Source organism: Paenibacillus sp. 23TSA30-6 (assembly GCF_014858585.1).
Taxonomy (GTDB): domain Bacteria; phylum Bacillota; class Bacilli; order Paenibacillales; family Paenibacillaceae; genus Paenibacillus.
This window is the reverse complement of record NZ_SLTL01000021.1, coordinates 24,278-42,282: the sequence shown is the minus strand read 5'-3', so window position 1 is coordinate 42,282 and position 18,005 is coordinate 24,278. Positions and strand designations below refer to the sequence as shown.

The 18,005-nt window shown below is 48.4% G+C and carries 20 protein-coding genes; 12 read left to right on the top strand and 8 right to left on the bottom strand.

Annotated elements, in window-relative coordinates:
• The first annotated feature begins 103 nt into the window (after positions 1 to 103).
• Together E0698_RS18370 and E0698_RS18365 are read left to right on the top strand one after the other, a co-directional pair.
• Positions 104 to 526: a MarR family winged helix-turn-helix transcriptional regulator gene (locus tag E0698_RS18370; protein ID WP_192512497.1), complete on the top strand. Its 423-nt coding sequence runs from the start codon at positions 104 to 106 to the stop codon at positions 524 to 526.
• Positions 527 to 707: 181 nt separating this feature from the next.
• Entirely contained in the window at positions 708 to 1,859 is a 1,152-nt protein-coding gene (locus E0698_RS18365) for a glycosyltransferase family 2 protein (protein WP_192512496.1), read from the top strand.
• Positions 1,860 to 1,861: 2 nt separating this feature from the next.
• Here E0698_RS18365 and E0698_RS18360 read toward each other — a convergent pair whose 3' ends face one another.
• Together E0698_RS18360 and E0698_RS18355 are read right to left on the bottom strand one after the other, a co-directional pair.
• Entirely contained in the window at positions 1,862 to 2,191 is a 330-nt protein-coding gene (locus E0698_RS18360; RefSeq protein WP_192512495.1) for a DUF3995 domain-containing protein, read from the bottom strand.
• A gap of 12 nt (positions 2,192 to 2,203) precedes the next feature.
• Complete coding sequence (locus E0698_RS18355) at positions 2,204 to 2,881, bottom strand: TetR/AcrR family transcriptional regulator (protein WP_238354060.1); 678 nt, start codon at positions 2,879 to 2,881, stop codon at positions 2,204 to 2,206.
• 286 nt (positions 2,882 to 3,167) lie between these two features.
• Here E0698_RS18355 and thrS point away from each other — a divergent pair, with 286 nt between their 5' ends.
• Positions 3,168 to 5,081 (top strand): threonine--tRNA ligase, encoded by a 1,914-nt coding sequence (thrS, locus tag E0698_RS18350; protein WP_192512494.1) that lies wholly within the window; start codon positions 3,168 to 3,170, stop codon positions 5,079 to 5,081.
• A gap of 167 nt (positions 5,082 to 5,248) precedes the next feature.
• Here thrS and E0698_RS18345 read toward each other — a convergent pair whose 3' ends face one another.
• On the bottom strand, positions 5,249 to 6,043 hold the full coding sequence (locus tag E0698_RS18345) for a GTP pyrophosphokinase family protein (protein ID WP_192512493.1): 795 nt from the start codon (positions 6,041 to 6,043) through the stop codon (positions 5,249 to 5,251).
• Between the two features lie 276 nt (positions 6,044 to 6,319).
• Here E0698_RS18345 and E0698_RS18340 point away from each other — a divergent pair, with 276 nt between their 5' ends.
• The 3 genes from E0698_RS18340 to E0698_RS18330 are packed head-to-tail and all read left to right on the top strand — an operon-like array spanning position 6,320 to position 8,461.
• Entirely contained in the window at positions 6,320 to 6,781 is a 462-nt protein-coding gene (locus E0698_RS18340; protein ID WP_025685885.1) for an S-ribosylhomocysteine lyase, read from the top strand.
• Between the two features lie 5 nt (positions 6,782 to 6,786).
• Positions 6,787 to 7,557, top strand: coding sequence for an SDR family NAD(P)-dependent oxidoreductase (locus E0698_RS18335; RefSeq protein ID WP_192512492.1), 771 nt, complete (start codon positions 6,787 to 6,789; stop codon positions 7,555 to 7,557).
• Positions 7,558 to 7,579: 22 nt separating this feature from the next.
• Positions 7,580 to 8,461: a MetQ/NlpA family ABC transporter substrate-binding protein gene (locus E0698_RS18330; protein ID WP_192512491.1), complete on the top strand. Its 882-nt coding sequence runs from the start codon at positions 7,580 to 7,582 to the stop codon at positions 8,459 to 8,461.
• 260 nt (positions 8,462 to 8,721) lie between these two features.
• Here E0698_RS18330 and E0698_RS27035 read toward each other — a convergent pair whose 3' ends face one another.
• From E0698_RS27035 to E0698_RS18320, 3 genes are all read right to left on the bottom strand, one after another.
• A complete protein-coding gene (locus tag E0698_RS27035; RefSeq protein WP_238354059.1) occupies positions 8,722 to 9,042 on the bottom strand; it encodes a hypothetical protein in 321 nt (106 codons plus the stop codon).
• Positions 9,039 to 9,227, bottom strand: coding sequence for a hypothetical protein (locus E0698_RS27030; RefSeq protein WP_238354058.1), 189 nt, complete (start codon positions 9,225 to 9,227; stop codon positions 9,039 to 9,041). The genes E0698_RS27035 and E0698_RS27030 overlap by 4 nt, the downstream gene beginning before the upstream one ends.
• 290 nt (positions 9,228 to 9,517) lie before the next feature.
• Positions 9,518 to 11,947 carry a UvrD-helicase domain-containing protein gene (locus E0698_RS18320; RefSeq protein ID WP_192512490.1) on the bottom strand — a complete coding sequence of 810 codons (2,430 nt, stop codon included), beginning with the start codon at positions 11,945 to 11,947 and terminating at the stop codon, positions 9,518 to 9,520.
• Positions 11,948 to 12,256: 309 nt separating this feature from the next.
• Between E0698_RS18320 and E0698_RS18315 the strand changes: the two genes are divergently transcribed.
• Positions 12,257 to 13,111 (top strand): zinc ribbon domain-containing protein, encoded by an 855-nt coding sequence (locus E0698_RS18315; RefSeq protein WP_192512489.1) that lies wholly within the window; start codon positions 12,257 to 12,259, stop codon positions 13,109 to 13,111.
• Between the two features lie 65 nt (positions 13,112 to 13,176).
• Complete coding sequence (locus E0698_RS18310; protein ID WP_192512542.1) at positions 13,177 to 13,965, top strand: TrmB family transcriptional regulator; 789 nt, start codon at positions 13,177 to 13,179, stop codon at positions 13,963 to 13,965.
• 8 nt (positions 13,966 to 13,973) lie between these two features.
• Here E0698_RS18310 and E0698_RS18305 read toward each other — a convergent pair whose 3' ends face one another.
• Positions 13,974 to 14,606, bottom strand: coding sequence for an NUDIX hydrolase (locus E0698_RS18305; RefSeq protein ID WP_192512488.1), 633 nt, complete (start codon positions 14,604 to 14,606; stop codon positions 13,974 to 13,976).
• 173 nt (positions 14,607 to 14,779) lie between these two features.
• Between E0698_RS18305 and E0698_RS18300 the strand changes: the two genes are divergently transcribed.
• Positions 14,780 to 15,073, top strand: coding sequence for a hypothetical protein (locus E0698_RS18300; protein ID WP_025682722.1), 294 nt, complete (start codon positions 14,780 to 14,782; stop codon positions 15,071 to 15,073).
• A 48-nt stretch (positions 15,074 to 15,121) separates the two neighbouring features.
• A complete protein-coding gene (locus E0698_RS18295) occupies positions 15,122 to 15,823 on the top strand; it encodes a histidine phosphatase family protein (RefSeq protein ID WP_192512487.1) in 702 nt (233 codons plus the stop codon).
• A 93-nt stretch (positions 15,824 to 15,916) separates the two neighbouring features.
• Here the strand turns inward: E0698_RS18295 and mscL are convergent, their stop codons facing one another.
• Positions 15,917 to 16,411: a large conductance mechanosensitive channel protein MscL gene (mscL, locus tag E0698_RS18290; protein WP_192512486.1), complete on the bottom strand. Its 495-nt coding sequence runs from the start codon at positions 16,409 to 16,411 to the stop codon at positions 15,917 to 15,919.
• 151 nt (positions 16,412 to 16,562) lie between these two features.
• Here mscL and E0698_RS18285 point away from each other — a divergent pair, with 151 nt between their 5' ends.
• Both E0698_RS18285 and E0698_RS18280 read left to right on the top strand, forming a co-directional pair.
• The gene (locus tag E0698_RS18285; RefSeq protein WP_192512485.1) at positions 16,563 to 17,006 is read left to right on the top strand and encodes a carboxymuconolactone decarboxylase family protein; all 444 of its coding nucleotides are present in this window, start codon (positions 16,563 to 16,565) and stop codon (positions 17,004 to 17,006) included.
• 19 nt (positions 17,007 to 17,025) lie between these two features.
• Complete coding sequence (locus tag E0698_RS18280) at positions 17,026 to 17,955, top strand: sigma-70 family RNA polymerase sigma factor (RefSeq protein WP_192512484.1); 930 nt, start codon at positions 17,026 to 17,028, stop codon at positions 17,953 to 17,955.
• Positions 17,956 to 18,005: the final 50 nt, after the last annotated feature.

Below are 18,005 nucleotides of genomic sequence, written 5' to 3'. Positions count from 1 at the left end.
TTCTAGTGTATAGTAAATTAGTTGCGCACGCAACCATATTGTTGTAGAATTTGCTTGGGTTCTACCTGCGGATTTGCCATTTTAAGCTACTGGGGTGTAATTAATGAGAAAAAAACCGATTGGAAAGCTGATTTCCCACCTGTATCGTCGAAATCAAAAAATATTGTCCAGGAAAATGACTCCTTATGGGATCGGCAGCGGCGGCCAGCACAGCTTTTTAAAGCTTATTTTACAGCGTCCGGGCATTACACAGGAACAATTGACGAATGAACTCAAATTTGACAAAGCAACCACTGCGCGCTCTGTGAAGCAATTGGAGGAATCGGGTTACATTGAGCGAGAAACAGACCCGAATGACCGTCGTTCCTATCTTTTGTCCCCAACGGTCAAGGCATTAGACTTCTCTCCTGTTTTGCAAGGAATTCTGGATGAGTTCAATGCCGATCTCGTCCAGAATTTATCTGATGAGGAAGAAGACCTGCTTATTGCCCTACTGCAAAAGATTAGTATAGACCCTGGTGAATAAAGGTATACAGTGAGATCATGGGCCGTTCCCCCCGTACGGCTTAAAAATACATCTCCAATAAGATCAAGCCTGTTTCGAACCTTAGAGGGTGTTTGACCAGACCACGCTAAAGCCATTGAATATATTGTTATCATTCATGTTATTAAAGGGTTTTCTAAAAAAAATGGTCGGGGGGATTACATTGGCAATCCGCTACAGTATCATCATTCCAACCTATAATCGAGCCCAGCAGTTGTTACTCACGCTCGCTTCATTTGAAACACAAACGTATCCGAAGCATTTATTTGAAGTAATTGTAGCTGATGACGGTTCTACAGACGGGACAAAGGAAATGGTCGAGGGCTTCCAGGCATCCTATGCACTTCAATATGTATTCCATCAGGAACAACGCGGTCGATCTGCCATTAGAAATTTGGGGCTGCGCCATGCGAAAGGGCTATATATCATCTTCTGCGATGCTGATTTTTTGTTGTTACCTGAATTCATTAGAGTTGTGAGCCGTTATCACCGAAAATATCCCCAAGCCGTGCTTTCAGGCTTCCCTCACTCGTGGGATGATGCTTATACCCATTATTACCCTGACTTTTCCCCAGAGGAAAAAGAACAATGTCGTAATGCACTTACACAATCCAACTTATGGAGTCCGGACTTTGAAGCAGCGAATGAAATTATTCCGTTAATAACGCCAGAAGATATCCTTCATCAAACGGATGCATTGTCAAAAGTTATTATCCCCTCAAGAGTTCCCCCCAATGTCAAAAAGCAATTTGCCAAAACGGATGTAGCTCCCTGGATGTTACTAGTTACTCGTTGTGTATCCATCAGACGCAGCCATTTGACTCGTATTGGAGGTTTCAATGAACGGTTTGTACTTTATGGACTCGAAGACTGGGACCTTGGCTACAGACTGCATCGATTGAAAATCCCTTTTTATTGCATCAAAGAGGTAGTCGGATATCACCAGGAGCATCCAACCCACCTCAGAGGAAACATTTTAAATACGGAAAATCTGAAAATCATGTTTGAAACCTACGGATTCAATGACTCCTCGCTAAATTTATTCGCCCTTGTACCTCCATCCCAGGATTTGGAGGCTTACAAAAATACGCTGCGGGTACTGCGCAGGGGAAGCCGATCCAAGCAAACACGTTCGTCAGCACTGTTGTTGAGGAGAACATTGCGCATGGCAGCCAAGCAGTTCGTTCAACCAAACCATACTCATGCGTATAAAAAATCATTACGATGGATAAAAAAGAATGCAGAGGGCCGAAAAAGCCGAGTCGCTCAGGTATTACGAGACATGGTGTTAAAGTCTGAAAAGCTGGTGGAGTAGCATTACTGGATGTCAACACGCAAGAACATAATCATTAAAATGGCTGTTCCCTTCTTTCTCTTGAAGAAACCTACCCATCTGAAATCTCCGATAGAACGTAAAATAAACAAACACGACAACAAGCCTGCTCCGTAGGAATAGAAGGAATCGAGAAGCAATAATCGCCTAACTCCCCCCAGTTCAAAGACGAACCAGGCTGCTACAGCTAATAAAATGGCTACAATCGCTGTACCTGTTTTAGAGGGCTCAAAGAGCAAAGCCGTTCCTGTGCTCGGGATCGCTGCCTTAGATCCTCTTTTCCCGCCAACTGCCCATGTAAGTAACTCCAACATGTGACATCCTCCTTAAATTGAAATCCACTCCGTCCAAATCATGTGAACATGTTGCTGAACCGTTTCGTCATTGAACGTCTCTTGTTTGTGGCGTTCATACCACCCTAAGTAATAATGGTACAACATCCATGATGTCCGAAAGGCTTTCTCTGGCTGCATCCCTTTTTGGATAAATAACTGCTGCATAAACTCAATTCTCATCTGTTCCACTTCATCCAGAATGGAGTGATACGTATCATCCTTCAATGACAGTTTCCGTAGATAAAACAAGAAATCTCCTCGTTTCGTCGTCCCGAACATCCGGGTCAGCACGTCTCTGATTCGTTCGTCTGCGGTAGCATGGACAATGGACGATGCAATAACCTGTTGTGTTGTCTGTTCCTTCCACGTCTCAACAATCTGTCTAATATAGCTGCTGCGATTGCTAAAATACCAATAAAAACTGCTTTTGCTGCATCCTAAGGAAATGGCCATTTTTTCAATAACGAGCTGCTCAATGCCGCCCTGTTCAAACCGTTCGATTCCTTTCTGAATCCATTGATACATAAACTCCCACTTGAAATACCTGCGGATTTGATCTATAATGCTGTAGCATATAGTGATATTCAAGGCATTGACCAAAGACATGATTTCCTTGAAGGGCCGTTCAGAGAGAAAAGACGAGGCTGAGAGCTTTTCCGGCAACCGCATGTGAAGTTACCCCTTTGTAGCCGTGACGTTGAACATGTAGCTGTGCAATGTGACAGTGACATCAGTAAGCGCCTACCGATTTATCCCCGTTAACGGATACCAATGGAGGGTCACGCATGTCGTGCATGAACATGTTTAATGAACATGAATGTACGCACAGGAGCGGGCCGAACTAGGGTGGAACCACGAGCTGAACGCACTCGTCCCTTGAGGGAGAGAGGCGTTTTTTTTGCGTTCAATTTTGATATATAGCATGCAACCTACAATTTGAATGGAGGCTTTAATCGTGAGTATTCAAGTGAAATTACCGGATGGAGCCGTACGCGAGTACGAGCAGGGCGTAACGATCGCAGACGTGGCGGGTTCGATCAGCTCCGGGCTGAAAAAGAACGCAGTCGCAGGTAAAGTGAATGGGAAGGCTGTGGATCTGAACACCGTTTTGGATCAGGACAGCGACCTTGAAATTATTACGCTGGACGGTGCGGACGGTCTGGAAATTTATCGTCACAGCACAGCGCATTTGCTGGCACAAGCCCTCAAACGCATTTATGGCGAGAAAAACGTGAAGCTTGGTATTGGCCCGGTCATTGACAGCGGCTTCTACTATGACATTGATATCGAAAACCCGTTGTCCGTTGACGATTTGGCGAAGATCGAGAAGGAAATGACGAAGATTGCACAGGAAAATCTGCCGATTACACGTCGTGTCGTTAGCCGTGAGGAAGCAACTCGTATTTTCGGAGAGCTGGAAGATCCGTTGAAGCTGGAACTGATTCGTGATTTGCCAGAGGATGCGGAAATTACGATCTACGATCAGGGCGAATTTTTTGACCTGTGTCGCGGGCCGCATTTGCCATCTACAGGCCGCATTAAAGCTTTTAAACTGCTGAGTGTAGCAGGCGCATACTGGAGAGGCGATTCCAACAACAAGATGCTGCAACGTATTTACGGAACTGCATTCCCGAAAAAAGCACAGCTAGACGAGCATCTGCACTTGCTGGAAGAAGCGAAAAAACGCGACCATCGCAAGCTGGGTAAAGAGCTGGAGCTGTTCATGTTCTCCGAAGAAGCACCAGGTATGCCGTTCTACCTGCCGAAAGGTATGGTTGTCCGTACTGCACTGGAAGATTACTCCCGTGAAACACAACGTCTGCATGGCTATGAGGAAGTACGCACACCGCTGATGATGAACAATCGTCTGTGGGAACAATCAGGACACTATGAGCATTACAAGGAAAACATGTACTTCTCCGAAGTGGATGAAACTATATTTGCTCTGAAACCGATGAACTGCCCGGGGCATATGCTTGTGTTTAAAAATGAGCTTCATTCTTACCGCGATCTGCCGATTCGGATTTCCGAATTTGGACAAGTGCATCGCCATGAACTGTCCGGTGCGTTGAACGGTATGATGCGTGTTCGTACATTCTGCCAGGATGATGCGCATATTTTTGTAACACCAGGTCAGATTGAACAAGAGATTACAGATGTAATCAAGCTGATTAACGAAATGTATAGTGTGTTTGGCTTTGATTTTACAGTGGAGCTGTCCACACGTCCAGATGACTTTATGGGCGAGCCAGCACTGTGGGATCAAGCGGAACAAGCTCTGCAAAACGTGCTGGATCACCTGGGTATCAGCTATCGTATCAATGCGGGAGATGGAGCATTTTATGGTCCGAAAATTGACTTTCACATTCTCGATGCGCTCAAACGCAGCTGGCAGTGCGGAACGATCCAATTGGACTTCCAAATGCCTGAGAAATTCGAACTCACTTATGTGGGCGAGGACAACCAGAAGCACCGTCCAGTCGTTATTCACCGTGCCATCTACGGTTCGATTGACCGCTTCATGGGCATCCTGACTGAGCATTTTACAGGTGCATTCCCAATGTGGCTGGCCCCTGTACATGCGAAGCTGCTGCCGGTATCCGAGAACTATATCGAGACTGCCAATGAGATACGGGATGCGTTGCTGAAAGCAGGTCTGCGCGTCGAAGTGGATACTCGTAATGAGAAGCTTGGTTATAAAATCCGCGAGGCGCAATTGGAGAAGGTTCCATATATGTTCGTTATCGGGGAAAATGAAAAAACATCCGGTACTGTAGCGGTTCGTAAACGGGGCGAAGGCGATCTGGGATCACTCAGCATTGCGGACATCGTTGAGAAAATTAGCACAGAGATCCGTGAGAAGCAGTAATATTTGATTGAAAAGTGAGCAAAAGAGCCATCAAAACCATGATGAACGTGGTTTTGATGGCTCTTTTTTTATACATTACAGAATGCGTAGGTTTTAGCGAAGCTGAGCCAAGGCGGTTGTCCCCCTGACCGACGAATTGCTCAGGTTATCAGATAAGTAGTGAAGCTCTAGCAGGTCTGCGGCCGGGATACGGCGTGATCTGTAGGCAGAGCGTGCTTCCTCGGAGCTGAAGCCGCAGGCGGTTGCGCAGACGATTCTTCCTGATCCTCGCTGAGCGACAAGATTTCGCCGCGCAGCTTTAGCATTTTCTGATCCAGCTCATAGGTTGCACGCGCAGCCTCGGACAGCCCATTGACGACATGCTCAGGCACTTTCTTATCAAACTTATAGTACAAAATATGCTCCATACTGGCCCAGAAATCCATAGCCAGTGTGCGAAGCTGAATTTCAACCTTGATCCAGCGCGTACCTTCAAACAGAATCAGGGGAACTTCTACAATGACATGAAGGCTCTGATAGCCGTTGGGCTTGGGTTGGTCAATATAGTCCTTGACCTCCAGAATACGGATGTCTTCCCGTGTACGCAGATGATCCATCAGGCGGTAAATATCTTTAACAAAAGCACACACGACCCGCATTCCCGCGATATCATGAATTTCACGCAATATATTGTCCAGAGTGACTTCATACCCTTTGCGCCGAACCTTTTCCACGATGCTGTGAGGCTCTTTGATTCGGGTCTTGATATGCTCAATCGGGCTAAAGCCGTCCAACAGCTTCCATTCCGTCTGAATCAGCTTGATTTTGTTCTTTAATTCCTCCAGAGCCAGCTGATAAAGGACAGGGATTTTTCTCCATTCTTCCAGTTGCTTGGCGTTAACTCCGTTCTGCTCCAGCTGTAGCTGAAATTCCTGTAAGGGCAAAGGGACAGCATTCAAGTGCTTCCAATCCGGTTCATTCACAGGGCATTCTCCTAAATGAGGCTTACGATGTCCTCGATCTATTTCGTAAATATGCATTCCCGTATATATTGTACACTATGTCAAAACCTAGAGGCAAAGGAGAGAAGGTCAAAGAAAGGAGAAATAGGACAAGAATTTTTGTGGTAAAACCGAGTAATCCGATGTATAATTACAAAAATGCTGATTTGGAGCATTTAATTTTAAAAAATTAGCACGAATGTAGAGTATCCGTCATTAGATTAAAAATATAAATTACAGAAAATGAGGTTGAGTGAAATGGCAAAAGTAGAAAGTTTTCAATTAGATCACACGATTGTAAAAGCCCCTTATGTAAGAGCAGCTGGAGTAGAGCATGACGAAAAAGGAAGCACAGTTCAAAAGTATGACTTGAGATTTTTACAGCCAAATGAAGATGCAATTCCAACAGCCGCTGTACATACGCTGGAGCACTTGTTGGCGACGTATTTGAGAGATGAAATTAAAGGGATTATTGATATTTCTCCGATGGGATGCAGAACCGGGTTCTATTTGATTCTTTGGAATGAACATGAGCCCGAGGAAATTGCAGTCGCTTTGGAAAAAACCTTGAAAAGAATTCTGGAAACCACGGAGGTTCCGGCTGTGACGCCTTTGGAATGCGGGAACTACAAGGACCACTCTCTTTTCTCGGCACAGGAATATGTGAAAATTGTATTGGAAGCTGGCATTAGCCGAGATCCTTTCGAAAGAGTATTTTAATATTTATGATTTCGATTGACTTATCTCATCAGACAGCGGTAGTGACAGGCGGCAAGTCAGGTATAGGCAAGGGAATTGTGGAGCTTTTCATGAAAAGCGGGGCTAAAGTGATTTCTGCTGATATTTCCTATGAGGAGCCGTATCGAGTGGTCAATCCGCAGTTGGTTGAAACTCATTTGGACATTTCCAAGCCGGAAGATATTGAGAGATGGTGCAATGTACTGTTCAGTGAAACGGGAGTCCCTGACATATTGGTAAACTGCGCGGGCACTTCCACGATGGACTATGTGATTGATAGCGATTTAGCAGACTGGGAGAAGGTATTTTCTATAAATTCAACCGGATTGTATGTGACGTCCAAACGGTTTGCCAAAGAAATGGTGAACGCTCATAAGCCGGGACGAATTATTCAAATCGCTTCGCAGGCTGGAAAAAATGGATATCGGGCGATGGGGGGGTATTGCGCCTCCAAGCACGCGGTTCTCGGATTAACCAAGGTTATGGCGATTGAGCTTGCGCCCCAAAATATTTTAGTTAATGCGGTGTGTCCCGGCATTGTAGAAACGCCGATGAAGCATCGGGAACGGATTGAGGGGGGCGTCATTCGTGGAATGACCGCTCAAGAAATATATGAGGAAGATTGTTCTCAGGTACCTCTGGGAAGAACGGCTGAGGTGGAGGATGTCGCCAATGTGGTGCTGTTTTTGGCAAGTCCGCTCTCCGCATATATGACAGGACAAGCGATTAATGTTACAGGCGGAATGACGATGCACTAGCAAGATCTGGGGGGAAGTAGAGATGAAGAAATCATTCGTTTTACTATTAGGAATCAGTTTATTATTAGTAGCTGCAGGATGTGGCAATAAAAGCTCTGACAGTAGTGGTGCCAGCTCCACTTCCGGTTCGGAAACACAGAAAATAGTCATCGGTTCCATGGGCTCGGACGCACAGATCTGGAAGCATATTGCCCAATCTCAAGCAGTTAAGGATGCCAAGCTGGATATTCAAGTGAAGGAAATTAACGGCGGGATCGAAACGAACAATGCCACCAAGGAAGGCGAAGTAGATGTGAATGCATTCCAGTCGTGGGCGTATCTCGTTACCTACAACAAGGAAAGTAAGGCGGATTTGAGGGCTATTGCCACAACCTATCTGGAGCCGATGGGCATCTACTCACAAAAATTCAAAAGCATTGATGAAGTGACGGACGGGGCTTTGGTGGCTTTGGCAGATAATCCGGCCAATACGGCAAGAGGCTTGAAGCTGTTGGAGGCTTCCGGCTTAATTAAGCTGAAAGCAGATTTTGATGATGCTTTAGGCACGGTCAAAGATATCACCAGCAACCCTAAAAACCTGAAATTCGAGCTGATCGACGATAAAACAGGTCCTCGTGTGATTCAGGATGTAGGCTTGGTGTTGATCGGGAACACGATTGCTTTGGAAGGTGGCCTGAATGTACTTAAAGATTCTTTGTTCCACGAAGAGATTAGTCAGGCGACTAAAAATAATATCAATGTCCTGGTGACCTCATCCGATAAGGCGAATGACAAAGGACTTCAAAAGCTGGCAGATCTGTATCATAGCGAGGATACCCAAAAATACATTAAAGATGAATTTGGCGGCACCAAGGTAGAGGTTAAAGAGCCTGTTTCTTATTTGGAAGGAAAGTCCTCAAAATGAGCAAAAGCATAGTTCAAATCATGTTCATCATGGTTTGGACTATTTTGTTGCAAAAATACAGTTGGAGACTGTCAAGTTGTCATTCCTTGCAGAAGCACGCTTGAAATACATGCTTGCCAATATGAATACGAATCACCTAAACCAGATGCGTACGTAATTGATGGACCACTTTATTCGATTATCAAGACTTATTTTTGTGTAGTCCACGTGGAGTAAGTAATTTATCCTCACCTTTTTGCTTGGCATGGAATGAGAATTAATTAGTCAATTGAAACAATTTTCCATACTCCATCTTTATTTTTTTCAAAATAGAAGGTATACCGTATATCAGGTGAGTATCCTTCTTCTTTATTAAGCCGTTCGCCTATAACAGGTACCAATATCCGATCATTTTCTTTTACAGCTTCGGCAATACCAGTAAACTTCACCGGATGATCGAAGAGATAATCGTGAGCTGTTCCAACGTTTGGAGCGAGCGCAGCATGGAATTGATCCAAATCTTTTGACACGAAGGCGGCTATTGCCGATTTGAGTTTTGTTATCATGGCATCCTCAATCAGAGGGTCTTTAACTTCATTCATTTGATTTCGTCCAAGCTTTGTAGGGCAGCTGATTGATCTGGTCCTTCTTTTACGACCGATTCTGAGGTTGTCGGTACTGTTTCATTGATGGAGGTACCTGTTGTTTCCTGCTTTCCACAACCAGCAAACACACTTACACTTGCAGAAAGTATAAGAATAGAAATAATTTGAGCAGGCTTGTTCATATTTAGATTAACACATCCTTTCTCTTTCTATAACGAATCCTATGTTGAAGAAAGTTGCAATGCCTTTATAATAATTTACTCTATTTTTAAAATTATGTAAAAAAAACGAAGACATCAATCGAATGATGCCTTCGTTCTATTGTATGTCCCAGCATGTGCGGCATCTTTAAGGTGAAGAGGAAGCTGGCGAGCGCCCTCTACTTTATTCTGAGATTATCGCAAGGCAACCATAGAGTAAACTTTACGTCCATCACCGCATGCCTTAACGGTATAGGCTATTCGCCTCGTGTTTATCTAGCCGGGATGCTGCGTGTCCCCTCAGTCATCGGGGATGAGCAGAGGGGGCACACCGGCGGCGTGCCTGCTCCAGCCGAAGCCGTTCGGCGGGCGCCTGTCGTATCACGCCGCATCCACGCCTTGCAGGCGTCGTCGGTGCATTTCCACACGGGCACGCTGATGCGTGGCTCCTCCCGTGTACTTGCCACCGACGAGGCCGTCCGCGCTGGCCCGCTGCCCGGTCCGGGCCTGCTGCTCACGCGGGTAGCCGTGCCGGACGCGTTCGTTCCGCTGTTAGCGCGGCCACCTTGCCCGGAAGTCCCCTTCGGCTGGCCGAAGCTGGTGCGCCGCGTTTCCGGCTTGGAAGCCTCAGGGGGTGTGACCCCGTAGGCTTCCAGCAGAAACCGCGACACGGCGGCAGGCTTGCCGTGGTTGGAGGCAGGGGAGGTGATGTACAGCAGCTCCTTCGCCCGGGTGACGGCCACGTAGGCGAGGCGTCGCTCTTCCTCCAGCGCCGCGTCGTTATCTACGGCTGCTGCGGGGGCTGCGCCTGCCCGCCGATCCTCTGGCAGCTCGCTGTGCAACGCGGAGCTGTGCGGCAGGATGCCTTCGCTTGCGCCGATCCAGTAGACGCAAGGGAACTCCAGTCCCTTGGCCCGGTGGATCGTCATCAGGCGGACAGCATCGCTGTCTTCCTCTCTGCGCAGCGATTCCATCTGACGGTGGCGCTCGGAAAGCTCGTCCGCAAAGCTGACGAACGCCTCCACCGTGTCAAAACGCTTCGCCGCCGTTTCCAGCTCCTCCAGACTTTCCTGCATCGTTTCCTTATAATGAGTCCACGCGCCCGTATCGCCGCTTTCCAAATACTTATCATAGAAGACGCGCCGCATTTCCTGAATGGCATAGGTTGGCTTCATCGTGGTGAGGCTGCGAATCAGCCGAATACGCTCCTTCACCTGTTCGCGCTGAAAGTCGCGCAGCCGATCCCAGCGGCTGAGATGGATTAACGGATATTTTTTAGTCTGCAGCTTTTCCTCGCGCATAATCCATTCCATCCCTGCTTCACGGGAGACATACAGCGGCCCAAGGGTACTCGGAATGGATTCCATCCGCCGGGGGTTCAGCGACAGACGCAGGTGATCCATCAAGGGACGAATCAGGGATTGGTCATAAAATACCGCCCCGGCTCCATACTGAATAAACGGTACATCCCGCATGATTAATTGCTCAAAAATAGAACGGCTTCCGCTGGCTGTCCGGTGCAAAATAGCGATATCCCGGTAGCGAAGCCGACCTTCCTCTACCTGTCCGAGCAGATGTGTAACAATATGCGCCGCTTCTTCCTCCGGCCCGGATGGCGTAGCAAACTGTGGGGGCAGGCCCTCACGTCCGGCAGCCGACAGGCGCTTGGAGCGTCGGTGGACGTTTTTGGCGACAATGTTGGAGCCCAACCCCAAAATCCGCGCATCGCTGCGGTAATTAATATCAAGGGTAATGACCTTTGCATCCTTATAAACCTTGTCAAACTCCAGAATGGATTCCTGACGTGCCCCGTTAAAGGTGTAGATCGTCTGGTCATCATCACCGACGACCATCAGATTGCGGTGACGGGCAGCCAATCGCTGCACCATTTCATATTGCAGGGCATTCGTATCCTGAAACTCATCGACCATGATGTGGGAAAAACGCCGCTGAAGCGGCTGAAGCACATCCGGGTCACGCAGCAGAACGGAGGCACGCAGCAGAATATCGTCAAAATCCATTTTATTGCGCTCCTGTTTCCACGCTTCATAAGCGAGCATGGCACGCTTGGCATCCGATTCCTCGCGTACGGTTTCCGGCAGCTCGTCCGCGCTGCAGCCTTCCGCCTTCCAGGCGGAGAGGGCGGACAGCAGGCTTTCAGGCTGGAAGGCCTCACTAAGCCCGAGCTGGCGCAGCATCATTTTCATAACGGTGTGCTGGGCCTGCGTTTCGCCGAATACTTCATCCTGCACGCCGCGATGCCGCAGCATCGCCAAAGCGAACGAGTGGAAGGTACGTGCTTGGACGGCACGTGCGGCAGCCGGGCGCACACCGGGCAATCCTGCGATGCGCAGCTTCATTTCGGCAGCCGCCTTGCTGGTGAAGGTGACCAGCAGGATGGACGATGCAGGAACATCCCGCAGCGCCATCAGGTAGCCTGCACGGGCGGCCAGTACTGTGGTTTTGCCGCAGCCTGCCCCGGCTAGTGTCAGTAGGGGGCCTTTACCATGGCGGACCGCCTGAATTTGCGGGCGGTTCAAGTGAATGCCCGCGTTCTCCAAAGCGCGAAAATAAGCCGAGTCGCGGTCACTGTCAGATACCAGTGTTGTGCTGGTATCCATAGAAGCACGGCGGGCCTGCGGGCTCGACGTTGAATAAGGAACCCCGATAGGTCGGGGGTAAAAAGCAGGATTTGGGCCCATGATCCTGAAACCCCTTTCGATTATAAAATCTTCCATTTTCACAAATGGGGGTAGTTTTTGGTATGATAGAGTTCTAGTCAGCATGAGCTGACCTTGAGAACAAGACAATAGACTGAAATATATGCTGAAACGCATGCGGGTCTGAACAGATTGTTAGAATGTCAGAACGTTGCCGCGGATGCTTGCATCCTTTCAAAAGGCGATATGACCGCATTCCATTATACAGGAGTTCGAGGTTTGCCAACAGAAAAAAACTTGGATATATGCACGGTACGGGGAAATCCGGCTGGATATAGGGAGGAAATCACGATGAAGCTGATTCAACGTATTAAGGAAGGCGCTAATCGCGCTACAGAAAAGGCACAGCATGCTGTCGAGATTAGTAAAATAAACTCACAGATTACAGCGATTCAGCAGGAAATGGATGTTCATTTTTTGCGAATGGGTCAAATTTTTTATGAAGGCTACCGGGCATCCGATATGTCGGTGGCAGAAAAGGAAATGACACAGCTGTCTACCGCTTGTGATGAGCTTCAGGATGAAATTGACGAGCTGCGCGGCAGAATTGCAGAGCTGAAAAATGCTCATTTATGCACCTGTGGAGCTGTTGTGCCACTGGATGCGAACTTTTGTCCGAAATGTGGGCGCAAGCTGAATGAGGGACAGGCAGCTTCCAAGCAAGTAGCTGCTGTGCGCGAAGAGGCGCCAACGGGCGTATATTCGTTTGATCTGCGCAAGCACGAGGAGCCAGCCAAGAGTGCTGAGCCTGCTTACAACCATTACGAAGAACATGAGCCGTATGATCGGCATGAACTGGAGCAGCATAAGCTGCATGAAATGCACGAACCATCCAGCTTGGAGCGCAACTATACGGTGTCCGATTTTACACCGGAAGAAAAAGCGGCCTTCGATGAAGAGTGGGAGCGTCGTCGTCAGGAAGAGCTGGAGCAAGAGCATCGCCGTCTGGAGGAGCTGGAACGTGAACGGGAGCGTCAGGAGGAGCTGGACGAGCGCATTCGGTACTGGAAGGCTAACAACTCCGAGGCAGAAAAGCCGGCAACTCCGGCTGCACAGGTACGCGAGAATGTGAAATGCCAAATTTGTACAGCCGAGCTGCCCAAAGGCTCCAAGTGGTGCCCGCGTTGCGGAGCTGAACAGATTTGACGCAGCCGAACAGGCTGCCGCAGGACATGGACAGAACGCCGGGCAGCATAGGGGGAACAGAACATATGGAGCGTTTGCTGCATCATCTGCGGAATCTGGGATTTACGGAAATGGAAGCCAAGGTTATGGTCGAGCTATCGAGGCAAAATGCGGCCTCCGGCTATGAAGTCGCCAAGCGTCTGGGTGCATCACGCTCCAACGTATACGCAGCTTTGCAGCGTCTGGCCGGGCAGGGGTATCTCAGGGCGAGTGCGGGAGAACCTGTGCGTTACAGCATGCTGCCATCGGGTGAGCTGACCCGGATGATTGAAGGGCAGTTACAGGAGTCCCTGCGTGCGGTCGAGAAGGAAATGCCGAGAGCAGAGCCGGCCAAGCCGACCTTTTATAACGCGGAAGGCGACCGGAATGTACTGGAAAGCCTGACACGTGAGCTGGAACGGGCGGAGCATGAGATTGTGCTGGATTTGTGGCGTGAGGAAGCTGAACTGCTGCGGACAGAGCTGGAAAAAGCCGAAAAACGGGGTGTGCGCCTGTTATGGTCCTGCGATAACGGAGAAAGTGTGCTTGGACCTTGGCTGCCGCGTGCGTCTGGCAACAACGGACAGGAGCCGTCGGGACGCAAATTTTCTTTTGTCATTGATCGGCGCTGGTGCATGCTGGGCATGCGGGGAGAGAATTGCCCGACACAGGCGCTCATTACCGAGCATCCGGTGATGACAGGACTGCTGCTGAATCATTTTGCCCAGGATCTGATTCTGTATGAGCTGGAGCATGACATGGGCAGCGAGCTGTCGACCCGGTATGGCTGGCGGTATGAGGGCATTATCGGTAAATATATGTCGGCTGGAGAATAAAATAAGAATTATAGAGCAGGAAGTTCCATCAGAGCCCGGCATATAGATGTAATGTATCCGGCCTTATGAGGAACGAATTGATCCGATGTAATCAGGTGGCGATATTGTTCGGGGTTCGGCCCCGAGGATATGCCGTTGGCTTCGAGAAAAGGAATACGTCCTTCAAAGAGGGCAAGTGCTTGTTCGAGGTCTGCTTCGTACAGCCCGGCCACTTCTTCTTGCTGGAGACGATAGGCCTCCAATGGCTGGTTCGACAGCAAACCAAACACCGAGCTGACCTCACGGTCCCAAAAAGATATGCCTTGTGCCGTTCCTTTGCTCTCATAACGAACGGTCATCAGCGGTGTCAATGAGGTAAAGGGAACGTGAATGCCCAGTTCTTCCTCCAGCTCACGCGCTGCCTGAGATACATCTTCACCTGCCGTTAAATGGCCCGCTGCCGTAATATCGTAGTAGCCGGGGAAGGTGTCCTTCGTATCCTGGCGCTGTTGAAAGAGCAAGCGGCGGCCTGTTGAGGTGTCTCGTGCCAGCCAGCAGTGAAAGGTATGGTGCCAGTATCCCTTGGCGTGTGCATCTTGGCGGGAAGCTGTGCCAAGGGGATTATCTTCATCGTTATAGATGTCCAGAAGCTCGCTAGTCATCGTGGTTCCTCCTCATTATAAGCAGATGTAAAAGGTCTATTTCACAGTATAACGTGTTTTCCGTCCTGACGATATGAAGGCAGCTATGGAATGTGGAGTGGGGTTTGGGGTATGCTGGGAACATGGAGATTTACGCCATAAAATAGGTATACGATCGAAAGGAGCGATTTTACATGGAATGTATCGTACATTTTCGGGTCATGCATCCGGAAGAACCCAAGGAGCTGCGCGGGCTGATTATGCTGGAAAGCGGAGGCAAGCCGGGTATCGAGCAAATCACGGATATGTTCAAAAATATGGGTTATGATGTCCGTCCGGACAATCCGGAGGAACTGATTTTCAAGCCAGTCGATGCCAGAGCGAATTATACATATATCCGGGTTATTGAGCTGGATACGGGTGAGGAAGTCTATCAGGAAGACCGGGATTTACGTGCGATCCTGGAAACCTTGCTGAATAAGCATTAAGGGATCAAGCTATCCTGTTGTCATTTCATAGGAACGGAGAAAAGAAATATGAGATTGTATATCATTCGGCACGCAGATCCTGATTATCCGAACAATACCATAACTCCGGAAGGGCACTTAGAGGCTCAGGCATTGGCCAAAAGGCTGTCCAGTCACGGGCTGGACCGAATTTATGCTTCTCCTATGGGACGTGCGCTGGATACGATGCGATACACCGCCGAATCTCTCGGGATGACTCATGAAGTAGAGCACTGGACGCAGGAGCTGGGCTTGAAGCTGGAGGAAACTCCCTACGGTCGTCTCTCTCATTGGGATTTACCCGGTGAAGTGATTCGCTCCGAGGTGCCTCTGCCGACTCATGACTCCTGGAAGGAAATTTCCTATTATCAGGGAACGCAAAGCCCCGAAACCTTCGAGCAGCTAAAGCTTCATTCCGATGAATTCTTGAAGCGCCAAGGCTTTGAGCGGGTGGGGGGTAAATATCGGATTCTGAAGCATACCGAAGACCGGGTGGCCGTATTTTGCCATGGCGGCTTCGGACTGACCTGGCTTGCCCATCTGTTGGAGCTGCCACTGGCCCTGGTCTGGTCCGGTTTCTGGATGCCGCCTAGCTCCGTAACCACGATCTTGTTTGATGAGCGTTCCAAGGAGTGGGCGACTCCCCGTTGCATCGGCTTTGGTGACGTCTCCCATCTATACGCAGAAGGCTTGCCCGTCAGGCCCCGCGGCATTATCACCAATTTTAGCTGATCAAGCCTTCAATACTATAATCAAAGCGGCTTAGACGTTGCATCGTCTAAGCCGCTTTTTGTAGTCATATGTGTTTTTTGGCCGACTAAACCGTTAGCGTGCTTCTACGTACCCTTCCAGCTTGGAAGTGCAATGTGCACAACGGGTAGCAGCTACAGGAATTTCCGACAGGCAGTGCGGGCATTCCTTGATCGTTTTTTCCTGAGGAGGTTTTTCTTCCTCTTTACGCTTCAGCATGTTGATCCCTTTGACCAGCAGGAATACGCAGAAGGCCACGATCATAAAGTCGAGCAGAACGTTAAAAAATTGCCCGAATGCCATAACCGCAATTCCTGCTTCCTTGGCTTGTCCCAGAGTCATGCGAGTGCCGTCTGTGTTATAAGGCTCGGTAGCACCGACTGCATAATATAAATTGGCAAAATCCATTCCGCCCAGAAGCTTACCAATCGGAGGCATAATAATATCGTTTACTACAGAAGTGACAATCTTGCCAAATGCTCCACCGATGATAACACCGACTGCAAGATCAATAACGTTCCCCCGTACAGCGAACTCCTTAAACTCCTTAATAAAACCTTTTCCGCTCATGTGAGTGCTCACCTTCTTTACATAAAATCATTTATCTATAATACATGCTATGTCAATTGAGGGCAATTCCAGATTCTTTCTATTGCACTTTGTCACAAATCCACAGGTTCACTTGTCTTCTAGGTGTAAACCAATAATGGAGGCGATGATCGTGAGTTTAAGATTGAATTACAGGGCAGTGAGTCCAAGTACGTTTAAGGCTATGATGGAGATGGAAAAATATATTTCCGGACGTTTTACAGACAAGGTGTTGTACGAGCTGCTGAAAATTAGAGTATCCCAGATCAATGGGTGTTCTTATTGTTTGGACATGCATGCCAAGGATCTATTGAAACTAGGGGATTATGGTGATCACATTTTGCAGTTAGCCCTATGGCGGGAAGTTCCTTTGTTCTCAGAAAAAGAACGTGCTATGCTTGAATTAGCTGAAGCGGTTGCCCGCATTTCTGAACAAGGGGTACCTACGGATTTGTATAATCGGGTCAGAGAACATTTTAGTGAGGAAGAATATGTGGATTTAATTATGGCGGTTAACGTCATTAATGGTTGGAACCGGATTGCTATTGCAACAGGGATGTATCCGGGCAGTCTTTAATCGAACAGGAGGCCATACTTTGACTGGCAAAGAACATGGAATTGGACAAGAATCGGTAGCGTTAAATCTGGAGGAGCTATATCAAAGATATCGTAAATATTCTTTTGCCATTGCTTATCGAATGCTTGGGACAGTGACGGATGCCGAGGATGTAGTTCAGGACTGCTTTGTCGAGTTGAAGAAAAAGCCCTTGTATGACTTACAGAATCCCAAAGCCTATGTAGCCAAAATGACGATGAATCGGTGTCTGAATCTTCTGAACTCTGCCCGTAAGCAAAGGGAGACGTATGTTGGACAGTGGCTGCCGGAGCCGCTTGGTGAGAGCGCAGATCTTCCAGCGGATTGGTTGGAGCGTAAAGATATGATATCTTACGCTTTTCTGGTTCTGCTGGAGCAGCTCAAGCCGATGGAACGGGCTGTTTTTGTGCTCAGGGAAGCTTTTCAATATGACTATAAAGAGATCGCGGAATTACTGGGAAAGACAGAGAGTAATTGTCGTCAACTGTTCAGTCGCTCCCGCCGTATTCTCGCTTCCGAGGAATCTGCCCATGCCGATTCGGTTAGCAGCAGTACGATGAACCCTTCCAGAATAAAGGTGCTGGAACGTTTTACAGCCGCCTTTCTCGCCTACGATGTTAGCGCTATGCTGGAGCTACTGGCTGAACAGCCCGCATTTGTAGCAGATGGCGGAGGCAACGTGCATACGGTGATGCGACCGATGGTCGTGCGCAAGGGTGTCCTCGCTCTGTTAACCTCTCGTCGTGTATTAACCGTATTACGGGAGAGAGAGCTGGTGCGCACCGTCATCAATGGTGAGGTACAGCTCGTATTCTTGAAAGAAGGTACAGTGAGGGAGGTCTTATGCATCAGTCTGGCACCGGACGGGGAGCATATTCAGGATTTTTACTTGATGATCAATCCGGACAAGCTGGGGCATATTCGGGTATGAGCTGAAAAAGGCGACAAGCTATGTGTCTGTGGCTATTATAATTCAATAAA

What these genes read in the sequence shown, in the direction of transcription:
- E0698_RS18310 (WP_192512542.1), top strand. Translation starts at nt 13,177, where the DNA reads ATGGAGCGTTTGCTGCATCATCTGCGGAATCTGGGATTTACGGAAATG.
- E0698_RS18335 (WP_192512492.1), top strand. Translation starts at nt 6,787, where the DNA reads ATGATTTCGATTGACTTATCTCATCAGACAGCGGTAGTGACAGGCGGC.
- E0698_RS18370 (WP_192512497.1), top strand. Translation starts at nt 104, where the DNA reads ATGAGAAAAAAACCGATTGGAAAGCTGATTTCCCACCTGTATCGTCGA.
- E0698_RS18315 (WP_192512489.1), top strand. Translation starts at nt 12,257, where the DNA reads ATGAAGCTGATTCAACGTATTAAGGAAGGCGCTAATCGCGCTACAGAA.
- E0698_RS18360 (WP_192512495.1), bottom strand. Translation starts at nt 2,191, where the DNA reads ATGTTGGAGTTACTTACATGGGCAGTTGGCGGGAAAAGAGGATCTAAG.
- E0698_RS18300 (WP_025682722.1), top strand. Translation starts at nt 14,780, where the DNA reads ATGGAATGTATCGTACATTTTCGGGTCATGCATCCGGAAGAACCCAAG.
- E0698_RS27030 (WP_238354058.1), bottom strand. Translation starts at nt 9,227, where the DNA reads ATGAACAAGCCTGCTCAAATTATTTCTATTCTTATACTTTCTGCAAGT.
- E0698_RS18320 (WP_192512490.1), bottom strand. Translation starts at nt 11,947, where the DNA reads ATGGGCCCAAATCCTGCTTTTTACCCCCGACCTATCGGGGTTCCTTAT.
- E0698_RS18355 (WP_238354060.1), bottom strand. Translation starts at nt 2,881, where the DNA reads ATGCGGTTGCCGGAAAAGCTCTCAGCCTCGTCTTTTCTCTCTGAACGG.
- E0698_RS18295 (WP_192512487.1), top strand. Translation starts at nt 15,122, where the DNA reads ATGAGATTGTATATCATTCGGCACGCAGATCCTGATTATCCGAACAAT.
- E0698_RS18305 (WP_192512488.1), bottom strand. Translation starts at nt 14,606, where the DNA reads ATGACTAGCGAGCTTCTGGACATCTATAACGATGAAGATAATCCCCTT.
- E0698_RS18330 (WP_192512491.1), top strand. Translation starts at nt 7,580, where the DNA reads ATGAAGAAATCATTCGTTTTACTATTAGGAATCAGTTTATTATTAGTA.
- E0698_RS18340 (WP_025685885.1), top strand. Translation starts at nt 6,320, where the DNA reads ATGGCAAAAGTAGAAAGTTTTCAATTAGATCACACGATTGTAAAAGCC.
- E0698_RS27035 (WP_238354059.1), bottom strand. Translation starts at nt 9,042, where the DNA reads ATGAATGAAGTTAAAGACCCTCTGATTGAGGATGCCATGATAACAAAA.
- mscL (WP_192512486.1), bottom strand. Translation starts at nt 16,411, where the DNA reads ATGAGCGGAAAAGGTTTTATTAAGGAGTTTAAGGAGTTCGCTGTACGG.